This is a genomic window from Cryobacterium aureum (assembly GCF_002954245.1).
Classification (GTDB): domain Bacteria; phylum Actinomycetota; class Actinomycetes; order Actinomycetales; family Microbacteriaceae; genus Cryobacterium; species Cryobacterium aureum.
In genome coordinates, this window is record NZ_PPTG01000036.1 from 1 (window position 1) to 18,784 (window position 18,784).

15 protein-coding genes and 3 pseudogenes are annotated in these 18,784 nt (G+C 60.2%); 6 read left to right on the plus strand and 12 right to left on the minus strand.

The genetic code is table 11. The features are described from left to right. Nucleotides 1–152 precede the first annotated feature (152 nt). Nucleotides 153–779, plus strand: a pseudogene (locus CJ028_RS14090) (transposase); the annotation flags it as partial. A 576-nt stretch (nt 780–1,355) separates the two neighbouring features. On the opposite strand, the gene CJ028_RS14100 reads toward CJ028_RS14090, so the two are convergent. Further along, nucleotides 1,356–1,736, minus strand: coding sequence for a nuclear transport factor 2 family protein (locus CJ028_RS14100; protein WP_105035869.1), 381 nt, complete (start codon nt 1,734–1,736; stop codon nt 1,356–1,358). A 364-nt stretch (nt 1,737–2,100) separates the two neighbouring features. On the opposite strand from CJ028_RS14100, the gene CJ028_RS14105 reads away from it, so the two are divergent. Together CJ028_RS14105 and CJ028_RS14110 are read left to right on the plus strand one after the other, a co-directional pair. Continuing rightward, entirely contained in the window at nt 2,101–2,739 is a 639-nt protein-coding gene (locus CJ028_RS14105; protein ID WP_129590498.1) for a hypothetical protein, read from the plus strand. Next, a complete protein-coding gene (locus tag CJ028_RS14110; protein ID WP_240607296.1) occupies nt 2,736–3,308 on the plus strand; it encodes an RNA polymerase sigma factor in 573 nt (190 codons plus the stop codon). Before CJ028_RS14105 ends, CJ028_RS14110 begins: the two co-directional genes overlap by 4 nt. A gap of 342 nt (nt 3,309–3,650) precedes the next feature. Here CJ028_RS14110 and CJ028_RS14115 read toward each other — a convergent pair whose 3' ends face one another. From CJ028_RS14115 to CJ028_RS14125, 3 genes are all read right to left on the minus strand, one after another. Continuing rightward, complete coding sequence (locus CJ028_RS14115) at nt 3,651–4,106, minus strand: GNAT family N-acetyltransferase (RefSeq protein ID WP_104087526.1); 456 nt, start codon at nt 4,104–4,106, stop codon at nt 3,651–3,653. Between the two features lie 396 nt (nt 4,107–4,502). Then, on the minus strand, nt 4,503–5,123 hold the full coding sequence (locus CJ028_RS14120; RefSeq protein WP_129590499.1) for a hypothetical protein: 621 nt from the start codon (nt 5,121–5,123) through the stop codon (nt 4,503–4,505). Between the two features lie 191 nt (nt 5,124–5,314). Then, nucleotides 5,315–5,827: a hypothetical protein gene (locus CJ028_RS14125; RefSeq protein ID WP_105035873.1), complete on the minus strand. Its 513-nt coding sequence runs from the start codon at nt 5,825–5,827 to the stop codon at nt 5,315–5,317. Nucleotides 5,828–6,340: 513 nt separating this feature from the next. Here CJ028_RS14125 and CJ028_RS20990 point away from each other — a divergent pair. Beyond that, a complete protein-coding gene (locus tag CJ028_RS20990) occupies nt 6,341–6,487 on the plus strand; it encodes a hypothetical protein (RefSeq protein ID WP_161498991.1) in 147 nt (48 codons plus the stop codon). A gap of 269 nt (nt 6,488–6,756) precedes the next feature. Here CJ028_RS20990 and CJ028_RS21760 read toward each other — a convergent pair whose 3' ends face one another. The 3 genes from CJ028_RS21760 to CJ028_RS14140 all read right to left on the minus strand — a co-directional run bounded on the left by CJ028_RS21760 (nt 6,757) and on the right by CJ028_RS14140 (nt 9,676). Further along, a complete protein-coding gene (locus CJ028_RS21760; RefSeq protein ID WP_276309388.1) occupies nt 6,757–6,882 on the minus strand; it encodes a hypothetical protein in 126 nt (41 codons plus the stop codon). An 87-nt stretch (nt 6,883–6,969) separates the two neighbouring features. Further along, a complete protein-coding gene (locus CJ028_RS14135; RefSeq protein WP_105035875.1) occupies nt 6,970–8,460 on the minus strand; it encodes a PQQ-binding-like beta-propeller repeat protein in 1,491 nt (496 codons plus the stop codon). Nucleotides 8,461–8,953: 493 nt separating this feature from the next. Beyond that, nucleotides 8,954–9,676: a SidA/IucD/PvdA family monooxygenase gene (locus CJ028_RS14140; RefSeq protein ID WP_105035876.1), complete on the minus strand. Its 723-nt coding sequence runs from the start codon at nt 9,674–9,676 to the stop codon at nt 8,954–8,956. 286 nt (nt 9,677–9,962) lie between these two features. Here CJ028_RS14140 and CJ028_RS14145 point away from each other — a divergent pair, with 286 nt between their 5' ends. Next, nucleotides 9,963–10,952: a DMT family transporter gene (locus CJ028_RS14145; protein WP_105035877.1), complete on the plus strand. Its 990-nt coding sequence runs from the start codon at nt 9,963–9,965 to the stop codon at nt 10,950–10,952. Nucleotides 10,953–11,095: 143 nt separating this feature from the next. Here CJ028_RS14145 and CJ028_RS21985 read toward each other — a convergent pair. Then, nucleotides 11,096–11,710: pseudogene (locus CJ028_RS21985) on the minus strand (recombinase family protein). A gap of 654 nt (nt 11,711–12,364) precedes the next feature. On the opposite strand from CJ028_RS21985, the gene CJ028_RS20705 reads away from it, so the two are divergent. After that, nucleotides 12,365–13,735, plus strand: coding sequence for a hypothetical protein (locus CJ028_RS20705; RefSeq protein ID WP_129590501.1), 1,371 nt, complete (start codon nt 12,365–12,367; stop codon nt 13,733–13,735). 188 nt (nt 13,736–13,923) lie between these two features. On the opposite strand, the gene CJ028_RS14160 is transcribed toward CJ028_RS20705, so the two are convergent. From CJ028_RS14160 to arsB, 4 genes and pseudogenes are all read right to left on the minus strand, one after another. Then, a complete protein-coding gene (locus CJ028_RS14160) occupies nt 13,924–14,484 on the minus strand; it encodes a recombinase family protein (RefSeq protein WP_105035878.1) in 561 nt (186 codons plus the stop codon). A 331-nt stretch (nt 14,485–14,815) separates the two neighbouring features. Next, a pseudogene (locus tag CJ028_RS14165) lies at nt 14,816–15,958 on the minus strand (IS30 family transposase). Nucleotides 15,959–16,553: 595 nt separating this feature from the next. Then, nucleotides 16,554–17,555, minus strand: a complete 1,002-nt coding sequence (gene trxB / locus CJ028_RS14170) for a thioredoxin-disulfide reductase (RefSeq protein WP_105035879.1) — start codon at nt 17,553–17,555, stop codon at nt 16,554–16,556. Nucleotides 17,556–17,588: 33 nt separating this feature from the next. Then, nucleotides 17,589–18,701 (minus strand): ACR3 family arsenite efflux transporter, encoded by a 1,113-nt coding sequence (gene arsB, locus CJ028_RS14175; RefSeq protein WP_105035880.1) that lies wholly within the window; start codon nt 18,699–18,701, stop codon nt 17,589–17,591. Nucleotides 18,702–18,784: the final 83 nt, after the last annotated feature.

Here is an 18,784-nt window from a genome sequence, read left to right on the forward strand (position 1 = left end):
CGCCTCAACAGTTGAGAAGACAAGCCCAACACCGGCGGTGTGATTATGCCGACTTTTTTGCCCCAGCCACCGCCCGCAGACTGGCATCGGAGACCAACATCGGCATAATCACAATGTCGGCATAACAGCACTTATGCCGACGTCGGCATAAGTCGTGGGATATCTCGAAGATCAAGGGTCCGGCCAAATGGTCGTACTTCCACCTCTATACGATCATCGACATTTACTCTCGGTACGTCGTCGGCTGGATGGTCGCCACCCGCGAATCCGCCGAGCTGGCCGAGCGGCTCTTGTTCGACACGATCGAGAAGCAAAACATTCGCCGCGATCAGTTGACGATCCACTCTGACAACGGGTCGTCGATGGCGTCGAAACCCGTCGCGTTTCTGCTCGCCGACCTCGGCGTGACCACGTCGCACTCCCGCCCACATACCAGTAATGACAATCCATTCAGCGAATCGCATTTCAAGATTCTGAAGTACCGGCCCGAGTTCCCCGACCGGTTCTACAGCCTCGCCGAGGCACGCTCATTCTGCACCGAATTCTACGACTGGTACAACGCTGAACATCGTCATTCGGGCATTGGAATGCATACCCCGTTCAACGTTCACCACGGCCGCGCCCCGGCCGTTCAGCACGCCCGTGCCCGCGTCCTCACGACGGCATATACCGAGCACCCCGAGCGCTTTGTGCGGCAGCATCCGCAGCCACCCACGTTCCCGACGACGACCTGGATCAACGAACCCGCGAAGGAAGAAACGAACTCAATGACCGGCTAAAGAAACTGACCCATATAGGTTGACATCTTCCGTGCTCTTCAAGATCTCGATCGATGCGTTTATCCCGATTCGTTCCAGAAGTTCACAATATTCATGCCAAGGAAGCCGCTCTCCAGCATCCTCTACGATTCCTTCATCGGGCAGCAAGGCCATCGAGACGTGATGCTGCAGCTCGGATTCCACCAACTGCCCCTGACGGCCCTCAGGGCGGTGGCTTATTCCAAACCCGCGATCACTCCGAAAGACAACTTGCGAGGAATCGTCAAGGCACGCAAATTCTTGAAGCGAAAAAGAGAGCGAGCCCTCGGACGCGTGGTCTAATGAGCACGAAACGCCCAAGCCAATTACGTGCATCCCAGTTCATCCCCACCCCTGTTTGTCCAAGCCTAACTATTCGAACTAAGTCAGTCCAAGGGCCCCGCTCCCAGTGCTGCTGTCTCGGAATCTAAAACTTCACCAGGTATTCGATTCGCAAGGACGACTCGGACGCGCACTTTTGTGATCTGCTCCTTTGAAGCGCGATAACGCCGTCCCGTACAAGGTTCCTCTACGGGCATCGGACCGCAGCCTGCTGCGCTATGGAGCGATTGTGGTGGCCTGCGACCAGACGACCATCCAATGGCCATCTTGATACTCGTAGACATCCGAGTGCCAGGCGCGGAATTCAAGCTCATCGGCGATGCCGACGCTGAGAACTATCCGTGCGATGTACTTCAGAATCGTCAGGTTCCCAGACGATCTGACGGAGATTTCTGATTCGGGCTCGAACACGAGGTACTCGAGTCGCTTCGATTCCACGTCGCTGAGATAAGACGATCTCGTCCGTGTGGACCCGTTGGGCGTCACAATTTGGTAATCGGGTGCATGGAGGCGCTCCGCAACAGCCATGTCGCGTTCGACGAGCGCGCGAAGTCTCTCTCGCTCGATATTCACCACTGTCGCAGGATCAATTTTCATCAGCTCTGTCTAACAGCAGCGGTGACCGCCGGCCTGTACCGGGGGACCACCTCGCGGGTTCTAGACATACTCGGCGTCGTTTAGCGTTACCCGGTGAAGGCTCGGGCGCACGCGTCCTCCTGCGCTGTTTGCCTTGGGAGTCCAGCTTGAGCCGTCGACTGTGGGATACGACGACGGTTTTGTTCGGCGGCGGTGCAGCCGATGAGTGCGGATACTTATCGGTCCTTCGTGCGATTCAGTAGGTCAGCGCCAGAAATTCGGTGCGAAGACGTTGTGTCGCCTGAATCTCTACCTGGCAGACGTTTAGGCGTCTCCCGGACATGTCTATGGTGTACCCCTAAAACTGAGGAGCACCATGAACCACTTGCCCGACGAAGATCAACTCGACGGCCGTCTTGATCGGTCGAGCCCGAGCACGACGCTCATGACAGACGACGTGATCGATGAACTCAGCCGTTTACGCGTCGCATCCATGCCATCACCAGGCAGTGGCGGGCACAGAAAACGGTGGACCCGACCCGCCCTAACAGCGCTGATCACGTTCTCATTGGTGGGTGGCGCCGCTGCCGCAATGGCCGCGACAATTCAACTGTGGTCGCCCTGGGCAGAATCCCCGGACGCCGTCGCCACCTACACGTTGCCGAGCGGAGCGGAGTGTGAACTCCGTATCGGCAACGTTAACGGAAGCGATCCTGAAGCAGTCCGTGCAGTCCGGGACTTTTACCGGGCCGCGAGCATTGATGCCCTTCTCACCCAGGAAACGATCGATGAAACCATCGCTCAACTTCGGACTGAAGAATCCACGTGGATGAACGACGATGGGGCCACGGAGGCCGCAGGGTACGGAACTGTCCACTACAGCGCCGACTCCGAGTATGATTCCGCCGTCAATCGCATCTTGACCAACACGCTCAGCAGCGAGCTGGCCCGGCAGGGCATTGATGGATCCGAGTCCAATCTTCGCTACGACGGGGAGGGCAACTGCCCCGGTGCAGACTGGTGATACGGAACCGAACGGATTTGGCTCTCCGCCTCACTGATGCTCTGTCTCATAACACCCCCGATCTACTGCGATACCTCGAACGTCGGCTCAACCGAGACGATGCCGCCGATGCCCTTGCAGATCTGATGACCATCGGGTGGCGGCGCGCAAACACGTTGCCGGCCGCTCCGGAACAAGCGAGAATGTGGCTCTTCGGGATCGCCCGCCACGTCGTTGCTAACGCCGCGCGTACAGAACGGCGACAGTCGAATCTTGCCGAACGACTTCGCGAAACTCTCCGAACCGCGCCCGCAGAGGTCCGGTCTATCGATGAAGACGCCGAGGTCCGAGATGCCATAGCCCGTCTCGCACCCGACCAAGCTGAGCTCGTCCGGCTTATCCACTGGGAGGGCTTTTCCATCGCCGAAGCCGGCAAGATCTTGGGCATCAGCGCCTCCACAGCTCGAACGCGATACCAACGCGCGCGAGCAGACCTCAAAGCCGCGCTTTCGCTCCACGGTGACGCGCAAATATATGCTCGCGATAATCCGCGCGCAATCGTTGCGGCGGCACAATCGGAGCAACGATGATCAACTCAACCCTTACACAGATCGACCCAGCGGCCATCTCGCTACCCCCAACGCACTCGGTTGACATCACAGATTCCATCGCCACGCCCTCATTGGGGACGAGGGAAGCCACACCCTCGTAGCTCCAGCTTTGTGTCGAAACCTACATATCTCAAAACCTTTGGGGTGAATGACGGCCAGAGCCGCGAATTCTTGTCCTGTGAGACGCAGTCCGGATGTTCCTGCGGGCGGAGTACACGCAACAAGTTTGCTCAGACGGGCGGCGAACCAAGTTTCCGCAGGCCCGTTCCCGCAGGGGGTTCCCCGTGCGGTCGAGCACAGGGTGGCGTGCGCCGGATTTCTTTAGAGCAGTCGGCTCCACGCCACTTCGCGTTGGAGCTGCCCTGTTTCAGTGAAGAGCCGCACCTGGTGCGTGGACTTGAGTGCGATCGCGAGTTCGTTCCTGTCTGCAGAGTCGAATCCGACCTTTTGCCAGAACGGGCCGGAACGTCGGCTGAAGAGCCAGGCTCGAGTTGCTCCGGATTCGGCGGCTCGGTCGAGCGCGAAGCGCGCCAATCGGAGGCCCATGCCGAGACCTCGGAGTGCCGGATCGACGGCAACGCTGCGAATAAGAACGTGTTCGTTGTCGTCGCTGCGCTCGTAGCCCGTGCTGGCGACGATGCGTCCGGTTTTGGCGTCGCGTGCCGTCCACAGTCGCACCGTTGGGAAATCGAGTCCGCTTAGCGTCAAGTCAGCGACGTGGAGGAACGCGGTCACCTCGTCGAGATCCTGAGGCGTCGTTAGTGTCAGATCGAGCATTGCACCACGATATCGCTCGCACAGAACGCCTGCCGGTCAGCACTCTCTGGCTGGAACGTCTTCGCGAAGCACCCAAACCGAACGCTTTGGGTACAGACGTTTACAACCGAACCATGTCACCGGCTTTCCGCGACCCGTCTCGTAAGGGGTTCGGCTTACGGGCAACTCGCTCAGGGAATCGACTTGAGGAATCACGCTTCAACGCGCCCGCTGGACGTCCGACTTGCGGGCATGTTGGCAAGGAGTCGCGCTATTTCGTCCGCAGTCGGAAGGCGAACGGTGAGTCTGACAAACTGTGCGGCTCGGGGACCGATTGCGCTGGACCTCTCGGCTGATGGTGGAGGGGCTGTGGCCGAGAGCGGCGGTGATCATTCGTGTTCTACGGTTGAAGAAGCTCTATTCGAGATTTAGGCTGCTCGCCACCTGGCGAACCAAGTCATAGGCAGAGTTATTTGCGGGGAGTGTGAGCGTAACGGTGTAATAGTCCATGTCCGGCGTGACCAGATGGATCCGTGCATCGAAGATGGTCCCGGAGAGAGTAACTCCCTCAGTCGTCTCGTTATACGGTTTCAGGGGCGTCACTTTAATCGCTGCGTACGCTGCTCCGCTGACGTCCAGACGGAATGATTCCGTTCCGTCCTCAGCGTCCCAACCGCCGTACCAATCGGTCTTCTCACCTTCACAGGCGAACGCGATGCTTTGACCTAAGGAAGTGCTGCGTTCGGGATTTTCCACGATTAGTGCCGCCTCGGCATAATTTATGAAAGATCTTACACCTGCATTGAATGACGCGTCCTCCCAGTCGGCCGGGGACGAAAAGCTCAATCCCTCACATGTTCCCGCTACCCAGCCCTCCGGAGCAGCGGCGGCCACGCCATCAAGTAGCGGCAGTAGGTCAACAGGCATTGATTCGGGAGCTGTAGTGGCAGTGGGAGTTGCGGTAGCGATTGGCGCCGATTCGCTGGCGGTTTCCGTCTCGGGTGCAGAGCACGCCGCCACCGACAGAAGAAGCGCCACGCCAAGTGTGACCGCGAGCAGATTGCGTTTGTGAGTCGAAATAATGTTCCCCCAGTTTGTTACAAAATATCGGCCACGGAGCGCGGGGATCGTCTCGACCCGCAGGGACCCCGCGACCCTCTGCGGAGGCCTCGGCAAGAGTGGGCCGAGGGTTGCATTGCTGCCAGCCGATTCAGACTAGGCTCCGCGGATCACCCGGCAAGAATGCCTTGCTGGGATTGCACCCATTCGGTCGCGTCCCCACTGGCATCCACTTTGGCCATCGTCAGACACCACGCCGAGTGGATGCCAGCGGCCCAGTCGACCTCATTCACGTCGAAGCAACCCGACATCCAAGACCGAGGGTCTCCGACCGGAGTGTATCCGCCGAGATACTCGCTGAGCGCCGGCCCCTGCAATGCCGTCTGTGCCGCACCAAGCTGTGCCGGGAACTCCTCCCCGGGATACTCGCCCACCCAGTAGACCTCATGGGTGTGTGCATCCGTGCACGGCACTGAGACGAACTCTCGAAGGCAGTCTCCGTACACTGGAAAGTAGGGTGCTGCTTCCACCTCGGGGGTCGTCTCCGGCTCCGGCGTTACCGACGTAACGATGTCCTCAGCTGTAGCCGACGGGGTGGCTGTGTCGGGCATGGCGGAGCTGGTCGAACAGCCGGTTAACGCGAGAGCAGCGATTCCCATCGCTATGAAAGAGACAGCCAGCACTCGTTGTTTCTCGGTAGACCTTATATTTTTCATATTGAAGTGATCGTATCGTTCCGGTCGATGACGGCTGGATCGCGCCAGGTGCCGAGCCCGACCAGTTATCGTCAACTTCCCCGACCGGTACCGATGAGATCTGCAGGATGGAGATGGTACTGGTGTCGGCCCAGTGGTCGGTGCCGAGAAGGCGAAGTGCCAGTTATGGCCAGGGCGGCGACGGCCCGGTTGAGGTCAGGGCATCGTGTGTGTCGCTCGTTCTGGTTCTGGTTCTGGGACTGGGACCGTCGGCAGAGGTGACCAATATTGTTGGCTAATTTGGAATCGTTGGAGGCGCAATGGAAACAGCGACCGTGCACGACAAGATGGCGGCTCGGCGCCACCTCAGAGTCAACTGGGGGGTCGCGCTGTCGATGGTTGCGATTGTGATCAGCGTGAGCTCATTCGTCTATCCCCTCGTTTTCGCAAGCGGGCCATGTGTGTCGCAGCGGTAAGGGGGTGTTTACGCCGCCTCAGCCGGTGGGGAACAATTGGCCCGACTTCGTGCGGTCAATTCTGGAACAGGGATACTGGCAGGCGATCATGGCCAGCGAGTTCGGCGGGGTGAGCTACGCGCCCGACGCCGCCGAGGACTCGTGGGGGTACACGCCGGCCACCAAGTCGTAAGAATCTGAACGCCGGGTGTCGGGCCTGATGGGCAGCCTGCGCGATAATCCTCTACTGGCAGGCTTCTGTTACACCCAGCTCACGGACACTCTGCAGGAAACCAACGGCCTGACCGACGCGTACCGCCCTTCCAAGCAGCCCGTCGCGGTCTTTTCGCGCCATCGGGACGGGGGACGGCGCGACGACTGCGGGGGTGACGAGGGCATGGGTCAGGCATCCGCTACCCGAAGTGGGCGGCATTTGCGGAGGAAAGTGAGATCGTGCCGGTTTCACTCCTCTTTACGCGAGATGGTGACGCTGTGCGAGGCGTCTTTGATCAGCGCGAGTCCACTGCCAGCGATGGAGGCGTGGGTGCAGGGGGCGGCGGAATCACCGTGGATCACCAACGTCGGCACGGTGATTTTCGTGAGGTCAGTGAGGTCGCTGAGGACGGCCGAGGGGGCGGAGGCGGAGCGGCCTGAGAGAGCGGGTCGGTAACTGGGTCAGTCGGTGAGGGTGTAGAAGGCGAGGCCCGCGGCTCCGCCGATCACGTAGGAGTTCTTGCCGGCATCGATGCCGCCCATGCGCACGGCGGCCGCCGAGAACGCGTTGCCGTCCGTCGCGGCCCGGTCGCTTGTGCACGCGAAGACGTCTCGCCCGGCGCCGTACGCGAGCGTCTCGCCGGTGCCGTTCTGTGGCGTCTGGAACCCGTCGCGAGACTCGCCGCAGGCGAAGATCGCGCCGCCGGGCAGATCGGTGACCTCGCCGGTGAGGACGTCGACCATGCTCACCGTGCCCGCGACGTCGACCGGACGGATGGGCGACCCGACCTCGAAGAAGACCTCGGTTCCCGCTGACTCGGTGCCGGCGGTGCCCAGAGGGACTGTGAACTGCACCTCGCCGGAGATCGGGTCAACGCCGAGCAGGTCGATGTCGACGTTGGTGTTCGCCGTCTCCAGGTTGATGCCGTCGGCACCCAGCGCAACGGTCATCGTGCCGGAGTTATATAGACAGAGCGGGGTGATGTCGCTGAGGAGATCGGGATCAATTCTGGACGCGTCACAGATGGTGGCGCCCTCAATCTTCCAGAGCGTCTCGCCTGTTGCGGGGTCGAGGCCGACGGCGGCGGTTTGCGTCTTGTCGATGACGCCGGCGCCGGTGTCGAGCCGGGCGGTGTCGAAGTAGCTGGCGATGCCCACTACCGCGGCATCCGTTCCGGAGAGATCCCAGTTCCAGCCGGCGTCGCTCGAATAGCCCTCGGCGAAGACGTCACTGTAGGCGCGCTGCCAGGTCGTGACGCCGTTGGCGCTGAAGCCGAGCTGCTCCACGCCCTCGGGTGCGCGGTCACCGGTGGAGAAGAGTCGGTCGCTGAGTAGGCGCGCGTTAGCCGGAATCACCACATCGGTGTCGGCCACGATCGTGCCGACCTTGGGGTCGAGACGAAAGTTCGCTCGGTCCTCGTTGTACGGTTCGGCGATGAAGCCGCTGAAGCAGACCGCGATTTCGTCGGCGCACGGTGAGGGGCGTTTCGTCGCCCAGACCAGATCGTTCGAGATGGCGGTGGGGATGCCGGTGCCGATTTCGGCAATAACGAGTTCGCGCCATCCGTCGTCGTCGCCGGTCGGCGCGCTCAGATAAGTGACGAAGGACTTGTCACCCGACTCCAGCCCGGCCAAATTCACGACAACACCCTGCGTGGCGGAGCCGACGGCTGCGACGTCGCGCCAGATTTCGGCGCCGGTCTCGGCGTTCCAGGCGACCACGTTGAGCGCGCCATCCAGGGCGGCCACATAAGAGGCAACGAAACCGTCCTGGTAAATCGGCTGCCCGACCAGATCAACATCTGCGGTCCAGGCCGGCTCGACGGGAGTCACGAAGTCGGGTTGGGCCGCGGTGTCGGTGGGCTCGGGGGACGGAGCGGACGCGGAGCATCCGCTGAGAGCGGCAATCACGACCAGCCCGATGAGTGTGGCCGTCTTGGTGTGCCGTGACATGGTTCCCCTTTGGTTTGTCAATCGCCCCCGATCACGAAAACATGATCTGTGACAACTATGCCGTATCGGGGGAGGGAGGGGCGCGAGAGCAGCTGGAGGCCGCGATTCGCGATCACACCGACGGGCACACGGTCCGATTCTCGTGGGAAAAGACCGCACACATACCCGTTCCCTTCCGGTAACGGCAGCCGCACTTTCGCGCACCGGACGTGCGGACCGGCGACAAGGAATAGCCTTCTCAGCCCGAATTCGTTACCCGCCAACTCGGGCCATCCGACGCAGTTCTTCGGGCCGGGCTGGCACATAAGCACTTCGAAGTGCCCCCTGAGACCGCCAACAGTTCCTTTCGGGTTATTCGCGCACGGCAGAAGCGACACGTCGCATTCCTGACGAGGGATGCGAACACCACAGACGATTCCGGGCTCATTCCGGCGCGGCACCGCTTCCCTAGAACGATCCGCTACCGGAACGTAGCTGTCCCACTCAAGGTTCCTCAACTGGGACATCGCACGAGGCGGTTGACGACGTGCGCGGCGTCCTTGCCGACTCCGCCGACTAAGTGCGAGGTGATCGAGGACTGGTAGGGCATGCCGACGACGTAGAGACCGGGTTCGGCGGTGACTCCTCGGTGGTGGACCAGCCGGCCGCTGGTGTCGAAGACGGGCAGATGCAGGAATCGGTTGTCGGGTCGAAGGCCGGTGCACCAGATCACGGCGTCCACGTCGACGGTTGTGCCGTCGTCGGTGAGCGGGTGTCCGCCTCGGATGCCGGCCACTCGTGGCAGCCGGTGGATGCCCGCCGCCTCGAGGGCGCCAGGTCGGATACGGCCCAGGGGTTCCGCGCCACCTCGGAGTCCACGCTTGGAGAGCGCCGTGCCGGCACGGCCGAGTGCTTGCATCAGCGGGTAGGTCCAGGTGCCCAGTGGTGGGATATGCCCGACGTCGCGCCCAGCGAGGTACACGACGCGTTCCGAGCCGCCCGTGGTTGTGCCGGTGAGGTCCAGGGCGATCTCGGCGCCGGAGTTGCCGGCGCCGACCACCAACACCGGTCCGTCTGGGAGCTGGTTGGGGTGGCGGTAGGCGCTGGAGTGAAGCTGGGTGATCTGCGGGTCGAGGGCGGTGGCTATGACGGGCACCACAGGGCGGCTGTGCGCGCTGGTCGCGACCACGACGTTGCGAGCACACCACCGTCGACCGTCGGCAGCAGCGATGAGCAGACTCGTTGGCGTGCCTCATGGTGGTTCCCCTTACGGGAATTGAGGTGAGTTCGTTGGTGGCTGGAGCGAGGCGTGCACGCGAGTCCGAACATTTGTGCAGACGACTTCGAAAAGTGACAGAACTGGGCGCCGAGATCCAGACGCACCTGTGTCTAGTAAACCTTTACGTTATTGAGACGATGGCGGCCTGGTGCGCGGGTCCAGCAGGTGTTGAGTCTGCTGCTCATGATGATACTGGGACCATGGGGACTCCGTTCGGCTTGAGGTTCGGAAATATAGTGCGAGCATGGTCACAACCGCGCTTCGTCGACGCCTTCCTTTAGTGGCCGTCGGAATCGCCGTGTTGCTGTGGTCGACGAGCTTCGGAATTAGCGGCGAGGTATTAAAAACGGCGTCACCAGCCGTGCTCTCGGTCGGCCGGTTCGCGATCGGCCTGATCGTCCTCGTGCCCCTCGCCGCACGTCGGCCACTGTTCGCGCGTACCGTCCGACACCCGCGCACGATCCTGCTCGGGCTCCTCGGAGTGGCGATATATTACTCGCTGACCAACATCGGTCTTGAGTTCACTACTCCCGGCACGGCCGCTCTCAGCAACGCGGCGCTCCCCGCGCTGACCGCCCTGCTTGGTCTGTTCATCCTGAAGGAGCGCTTGGCTCCCCGCACGATCGTCGGACTAGTGCTCGCTACCGCCGGCGTCGTCATCGTGGCGGGTGCTGGCCTCACTTTGGACATCGGCGTGCTGCTCTGCCTCATCGGCTTGGCCAGCTACGCACTCTATACAGAGCTTCTCCGCAAGGGTGCACCCGCCGAGCCCCGACAACGGGCGGCCGTCGGTCGACAGGCGGCCGGGGCCATTGATCCGCTCGTGCTGGCAACGGCGACCGCCGTATGGGGTACCGCGATCATGCTCCCCTGGCTCATCGCAGAGACGGCGGCCGGCGCGGCCGCCATCCCAAGCGGATGGGGAGGCCTTGGGGGTCTGCTGTTCCTCGGCGTCGTAATCACCGCGCCGACTCTCGTGCTGTTCAACTACGGCGCCGAACGCCTTCCCGCCGCAGCCACCGGCGTGGTCACCGCAGCAATTCCGGCACTCGGCTACCTCTTCGCCCTTGTACTTGGCGAACCATTCGACACGATCACCACACTCGGCGGAGCAGTCGCGCTCGTCGGCGTCACCATCGCCTCGGTCACAGCTCCCTCGACCGACTCAAGTCCGGCCGGTTCGGGCTTACCCCCACACGAAGACGTAACCGTCGGCCTTTCTGAACGCGACTGATCAGAGAGCAGGGCACTCGACAGGAGCGCAGTGCGACACCGAGCAGTCATCAGCGCCGCCACAAAGCGATGGCAGAACACCGCCACTTAGCAACCCACTCCACGCCTCACTCCCGGCGCCAGTCTTCTGACAGGTTGACAGTCCTACTTCTTCGAGAGCAGCCTCGCACTGTCAGGTCGCAACTCCCCCACCGGTGAGACATGGCGGTACAGCGTCTGCCGCGTGATCCCGAGCTCCTTACAAAGGTCCCCGACCTTCGCTTCTTTCTGCCCCATCGCGGCCATGGCCAGGCGGACCTTCGCTGGCGTCATCTTAAAAGACCGCCCGCCCGTCCTCCCCCGCGCTCGCGCAGCGGCAAACCCAGCGACCGTGCGCTCAGAGATGACCGCCCGCTCGAATTCTGCCAGAGCGGCGAAGATCCCAAAGACGAGCTCGCCGGACGCGGTCGTGGTATCGATCGCTGTACCCCCCACCAGTGAGCACCCTGAGGCCGACGCCGCGGTCGGTGAGGTCATGCACGGTGTTGACCAAGTGGAGCAGGTCTCGACCGAGTCGGTCAAGTTTCCACACCATGAGCGTGTCGCCCTCTCGGAGCGCCTTCAGTCAGGCCGCCAAGTGCGGCCGGTCATCTCTCTTACCAGAGGCATGGTCCTCGTAGAAGTTGTCCGGCTCGCGCCTGCAACCAGAAGCGAATCATGCTGAAGATCAGTGTTCTGCGACCCGTCGGCTTTCGATACCCGCATGTACCCGACGAGCATACTCACCTCTGTCACTTATACGTTCGATTACGTGACAATGCGATCGTATCTTTGAGGAACAAGAAAATTTTCACACAACCCGTCATGTATTCTGCGTGTCACAAACGGTGAGGTGTCGTGCGTTCATTGGCAGTTGCGCGCATGGCGCCCACTGCAAAATTGTGCCTCCAGCTGGCCCGCGAGAGTCGGTCTGAATATTAGTCTTCAGGGGTTCCAGACGCGGGGCGATTTGGTTGCCTGGCGGGAACAGGAGGAATCACGCGGACGATTAGTACGAATATCGATGCGAACGGGTACATTGATCGCAAAGCTCACAAGACTCACAGGTCCAACAAGACTCACAAAATACACAGTTACTCACAAGGAACCCACTATAGAGAACCCATTCCGGCCCTCGGCCGGCGCGACACCGCCGGAAATTATCGGCCGTGCAGGCCTTCCCGACGAGTTCGATTACGGTCTACGCCTAGGCTCTGGGGCACCGGGGCTGCTCACCATCTTCACTGGCGCCCGTGGCATTGGCAAAACCGTCATGCTCGGCGCCGCCCACGACATGGCCGGAGGGCGCGGTAGGGGCTTCCTGCGTGTGTCCACGTCTGTGGACACTTCGGCCTGTAGCTTTAGCAACACAGGTCATCATTACAGGGGGAAACAATGAGCGTCAGCGCAGCAACTGTGGAGGAAGCGAAAGCACTCACCACCCGCATCACACAGAGCACGGACGAGTTCGCCAAGCTCCTACATGAAGCGTGGAAAATCAAGGTTTGGGTGCCCCTGAATTACACAGGATTCAAAAAATGGCTGTCTGAGGAGGTAGGCATTTCCCGCTCCCGTGGGTACCAGCTCATCGCCATCGCCCAGTTGGAAGAACTGGTGAGGGGCACCATCACCCCGCTCCCTAAGCCCTTTATTCTCAGCGACTGGAGAACTCGTGCAGTGATTGCACATGGCGTGGAAGTTGTCATGGAACTGCGGGCAACCACAGCAACAGCGAATACCGGGGAAGTTAAGGCTCGGATTGATACCAAAAAAAGCGCCACTCGGTTTGACCGTGAACTTGACGAACATGAACGTAAGAACCAGTTGTACCAGTTGGATCGGGCTGAAACAGAGGTCGAAGCCGGTGTCACCGAAAATAGTTTCCGTACATGGGGAAATATCATGAACGGTGCATGTTCTAAAAGAACTAAACGTGTAGCCGGTGCTGGGCTAGTAGGAGTTATGGCGTTCTCGCTCGTTGGTTGTTTTCCGGCAATCGGAGCTAACTTTCTCAACCCTAACGGACCAGGGACAGAGAGAACTAGCCAAGACTATGGAGATGCCGCTGGCTCTGGAACAAAAGTCACTGACTCCCTAGGAGAATACGAAACCATTGAACTTAACTCTCAGTCCCGTCTTGGTTCGTATGACCCTATTTTTGTCGACCCTGCGGCTTATACTGCTGGGTTTACAGATGCTGATCTAGCAGAAGCTCAAAGTTTTGGTATTAACTATATGATCAAAGAATTTATTTCATCCACTGCATTAGACACAGGTGCAGCAGGATATGCTGACTGGTATTCCAGTAAAGCACCGCAATACTATTCTGCAGAGATACTAAACGACCCGACCACACAGAACGGTACTGCAGATACAATCCTAACAAACGCCACCAAGGTTCAAATTCCTCAATTAATTCGTGACGGAAAGCCTCGGGAGAGTTTTCTTACTTTGGGAATTAACGTTATCTCAACCCAAACATACAATGGAGCTCCCTACATAGATTTGAGTACAGCCTATGAAGTTGACTACCGTGTTTCCGACCAATCTGCTATTACTTTTTCTGCCCAAGTTGCAGGGCTTTCTGAAAGCGATTTCCTTGCTAGCGAACTTCCTAAAGATTCTCTCAAGGACGGAAAAGGCGAGAATATTTACTCTTCAGACGGTTTAGCGAATGTCCGTCTTATAAAACAAGATGGTAAATGGGTCATTATTGGTTTCGAATGCGACAGTAATTTCTCGACAGTTGATTTTATTAACCAATAAATTTTGATAACTCAGTCGCCGTTGAGTATATTAACGGCGGGAACTCTTTTACCGCCGAGTTCGGCGTCCACGGGTCTGACCTGGGTCAAGGAGTGCTGTCAAGACACCGACCGTCGAACGCGCTGGGTCGAACTGATCGACACCGCAAGGATCCAGCTTTACACCACGCCGAATCGGCTACAGCCAGCTCAGCTTCCAGCACGGAGGTAGACGTAGACGGTTTCGCGGCTGATCTCAAACTCTCGAGCAAGAACAGACTTCGGCACGCCTGCAGCAGCCTTCTCGCGCAGCTCGGCCGCGCGGACCGTGTCGAGGGACGGGGTACGTCCACGGTAGGCGCCACGCTTCTTGGCCAGGGCGATGCCCTCGCGTTGACGTTCCCGGATCAGTGACCGCTCGAACTCAGCAAACGCCCCCATGACGTTCAAGAGCAGGTTTGCCATCGCGTTGTCATCGCCAGTGAAAGAGAGTTGCTCTTTCACAAACTCGACCCGAACCTTCTTGGCCGTAAGCCGGCGCACGATCGAGCGGAGGTCGTCGAGGTTGCGGGCAAGACGGTCCATGGAGTGCACGAGAACGGTGTCTCCATCTCTGACGAACTTGATCATCTCTTCCAGTTCAGGCCGGTTAAGATCTTTCCCCGACGCCTTTTCCTCGAACACCCGGTCAACATCGACGCCAGCGAGCTGACGGACGGTGTTCTGATCGAGGGTACTCACCCGCACATATCCAACTCGTTGACCCGTCACGCGGCTCTCCTGCCTGTTTTGTCAGGATGAAGTCTAAGACCCGACTACAAGGGGTGTCTACTCATTAAAATTAGACCCTATCCTGACAATATTTATCGAGGGCATCTGACGCCTAGTTGGGGTACACGTCAAATTGACAGTTCGCTGCTTGCTTCGACGTTTTTAGCTTCCCCATTGACGCCTCGTAATGTCTCGCAACCGTCCTTGCCTACAAGAATGGTAACGCCGGTAAAAACACACGTTTCGAGATATACCGGCTGTGGAGTTTGGCGATGAATGGCGGCGTTCTGTGACCGCTCGATGTCACAGTGTCCGTGGGGGATTGGCGGATTCAACCGGTCGTCGCAACGATGGGCTTTTCTGGCTCTGACAATAGTCGTTCCATGGCTTGAGCGGGTGTGATGTCGCCGAGCGTTTTGCGGGGTCGATTGTTGAGTTCGGTAGCGACTTCGAGTAGCCGCTCGGGCGAATGAACGGATAAGTCGGTGCCTTTGGGGAAATACTGGCGCAGCAGCCCGTTGGTGTTCTCGTTGGTGCCCCGCTGCCACGGCGAATGCGGATCACAGAAGTAGATAGCCATCTTTGTGGCCAGCGTGATCTGCCGGTGCTGGGCCAGCTCGGTTCCCTGATCCCAAGTCAACGTCTTCACCAAGTGCTCGGGGAGAGTCTTGATGGCTGCCACCAGGCAATCGCGAACCGTGATCGCGCTGTGGTCACCGGGGAGGTGGACCAGCATTGTGAACCGGGTCTGACGCTCCACCAACGTAGCGATCGCCGACCGGCAGTGTGATCCCAAGATCAGATCTCCTTCCTAATGCCCCGGCACGGCCCGGTCGGAAACTTCCGCCGGTCGCTCGCTGATCATGGTCATGTCCGGGATCTTGCCGGAGTTCTTCGCAGCAGGGCGCCTGGGACGCCGGATGGCGCGGCCGGTGCGCAAATGCTGATGCAGATCACCACGCAAGTCACCCCGGCCGCCCCCATAAAGCGCCTGGTAGATGGCTTCCGGGCTGACTCACATTTCCTGCCGATCGGGAAACACCGCGGCCAGATGATCACTGATCTGTTCCGGACTCCATTTCAGGCACAACTTTTTCTGCACCAAAAAGGCCAGTTCCGGATGGTCGAATTTGCTGGCCTTGGGTCGACGGCCGCGGAGCTCGGCCTGCTTCTGCGCCGCATACGGGGCATACCTTGTCTGTGCCTGCAGGCCAGTCTTGGACCCGCCTCGAGCCAGCTCTCGACTGATCGTGGCAGCAGACCGGCCCACCAGAGCAGCGATCGCCCGCACGCCCGTGCCACCTAGATGCAAGTCCGCGATCTGCAGCCGTTCCTCCAAGGACAAATACCACCCCGATCGCTCTGCCTCAGGACGAGGGATTCGCCCACCCGTCGCTTGACGCCAACGCCGTCCAGTTCGTCGATTCACCCCGACAGCATCGCACGCAGCAGTCAGCGTCGAGCCTTGAGTCATCAACACCCAAAACCGCGCCTGCTTCTCCACCAACTCATACTTCGACCACACGTACAACACCTCACAAAAATCGAGTGTTGCGACGACCGGTTGAATTCGCCATTGGCTCCTGGTCACTCCCCCGCTTCGACACGAAACGCGCCGAATCGCTGGCAGGTGAGGATCCAGGTTTTGAGCCGCGGACGCGACCAGATTGAAGAGCAGGGGCACGGAAGATGTCAACCTTTACGAGCCACCCTCAAGCGCCCTGGGCACCCAGGGGGCTGGAGTGTGCCGCAACTCGCACTTGATCACACCCACTCACAGGTATTCCGTTACCGCTGCGTTACCACTGGACCACCCGGGCAAAGAAGAACCCCCTACTCCCCAGTGAAACACTGGGATGTAGGGGGTTTTTCGTGGCGGTACCGGTGGGATTTGAACCCAAAGTCCCACCCAGTCACAGCCTGGTGGAAGGTCAGCTTCCGCGTGAAATCAACGATTTTGGGTCACCAGAACGTCTCGTGAATCACGCCGAATTTTTTCAAGTGTGGGCAGAATGTGGGCACGTTTTGAGCCAGCCAGATGGCCCCTCGTATTGTGCTGTGCCTAACGGTTAGCCGTGTACGGGATCGAGCTGGTGCTTGGCATAGCTGGCGTGCCCGGAGGCGGCCAAGAAGTGCTCGGCGTCGAGCGCGGCCGAGCATCCGGTGCCAGCGGCCGTAATGGCCTGTCGATACCGGTGGTCCACGAGGTCGCCGCAGGCGAAGACTCCCTCCAGGGAGGTGTGGGTGGTCGGATGCTGCACGACGACGTAGCGGTCGCTGTCGGTGTTGAGGTGATCGACGACCAGTTCGCTGCGCGGGTCGTGACCGATGGCGATGAACAGTCCGGTGGCGTCCAACGTGGACACTGCACCCGTGGTTGTATTGCGGATACTTAAAGAGGTCAGGATGTCGTCGCCGTGGGCTTCGACGATCTCGCTGTTCCACTGCATGGTGATTTTCGGGTTGGCCAGGGCTCGTTCCTGCATGATCTTTGATCCGCGGAGGGTGTCCCGTCGGTGCACCATGGTGACGGTATCGGCGAATCGGGTGAGGAACATGGCTTCCTCGAGGGCGGAGTCGCCACCGCCGACTACCACCACGTTCTGGTTGCGGAAGAAGAAGCCATCGCACGTCGCGCACCAGGAGACACCGTGTCCGGTGAGGCGGCCCTCTCCGGGTACGCCGAGCTTGCGATAGGCGGACCCCATGGCAAGCACGACGGCACGCGCGCGGTATTCGGTGCCGTCGCCGGCGGCGACGACCTTGATGTCGCTGGCCAGATCCAACCGGGCGGCATCGTCATAAATGAGTCGGGCGCCGAACCGTTCGGCTTGAGCGCGCATGTTTTCCATCAGGTCTGGTCCCATGATGCCGGTGGTGAATCCGGGAAAGTTTTCGACCTCGGTGGTGTTGACGAGTGCGCCGCCGGCTTCGACAGCGCTGGTCAGGACAAGGGGGTTCAGTCCGGCGCGGGCGAGGTAGATGGCTGCCGTGTACCCGGCGGGTCCCGATCCGACCACGATGACATTGTGAATGTCTGTTTCGACGGTTGTGAGCAATGTTTCAGTCATAGTCAATTCCTTCGTTGCGCAGGGAAGCGGGCGTTAGACGCGTTCGGCGACCCCGACCGGGGTCGGCGCGGATGCCGGAGGTGTTGGGGAGTGAAAAAGTTTCCGCCGGAGCCAGAGAGCGACATAGACCAGGGCGACGAGTGCGGGGACCTCGATCAGGGGGCCGACGATGCCGGCGAGAGCTTGGCCGCTGGTGGCGCCAAACGTTCCGATGGCAACGGCGATGGCCAGCTCAAAGTTGTTGCCTGCCGCCGTGAACGCCAGCGTCGCGGTGCGCTCATAGCTCATGCCGATGAGCTTGCCGACGACAAAGCCAACGAGAAAGATCACCAGGAAATACACCAGCAACGGCAGGGCGATGCGTGCGACGTCCCATGGACGGTCGATGACTTGCTGGCCTTGGAGGGTGAAGAGCATAACGATGGTGAACAGCAGGCCGTACAGCGCGAAGGGACCGACCTTGGGCAGGAAACGGCTTTCGTACCAGTCGCGGCCACGGGTAGCTTCACCGATGCGGCGGGAGAGATAGCCGGCCAACAGCGGTATGCCGAGGAAGACCAGCACGCTCGCGGTGATGGCCCAGAAGGAGAATTCCGCGCTTGTCGTGGACAATCCCAACCAGGCTGGCAGGATCTGGAGGTAGAACCAGCCGAGCGCGGCGAAGGCGATGACCTGGAAGACGCTGTTGAGGGCGACGAGGAACGCTGCGGCTTCGCGGTCGCCGCAGGCCAGGTCGTTCCAAATCAGGACCATGGCGATACAGCGGGCTAGTCCGATGATAATTAGGCCGGTGCGGTATTCGGGTAGATCCGGGAGGAAGATCCACGCTAAGGCGAACATCAACGCCGGACCGACTACCCAGTTCAGCACTAGCGAGGAGACGAGCAGGCGCTTGTCCCCGGCCACAGCACGAGCATCCGAATAGCGAACCTTTGCCAGCACCGGATACATCATGACGAGCAGGCCGATCGCGATCGGGACGCTGATCGATCCAATAGAGAAGGCATGCAACGCTTCTCCAAGCCCCGGTGCTGCGACGGCGAGGAAGAGCCCGAGGCCCATAGCGGCGAGGATCCAGACCGGGAGGAAGCGATCGGCGGTGCCGAGTCGAGCGGGCCGACTGGGCACGGGGGGAAGAGATGTCATGCTGCTCCGTAGCGTGGTGATGGTCACGTGACCTGGCCAACCATAGATTGATCGGCGTCGATATAGAGTCTGGCCACTTCATT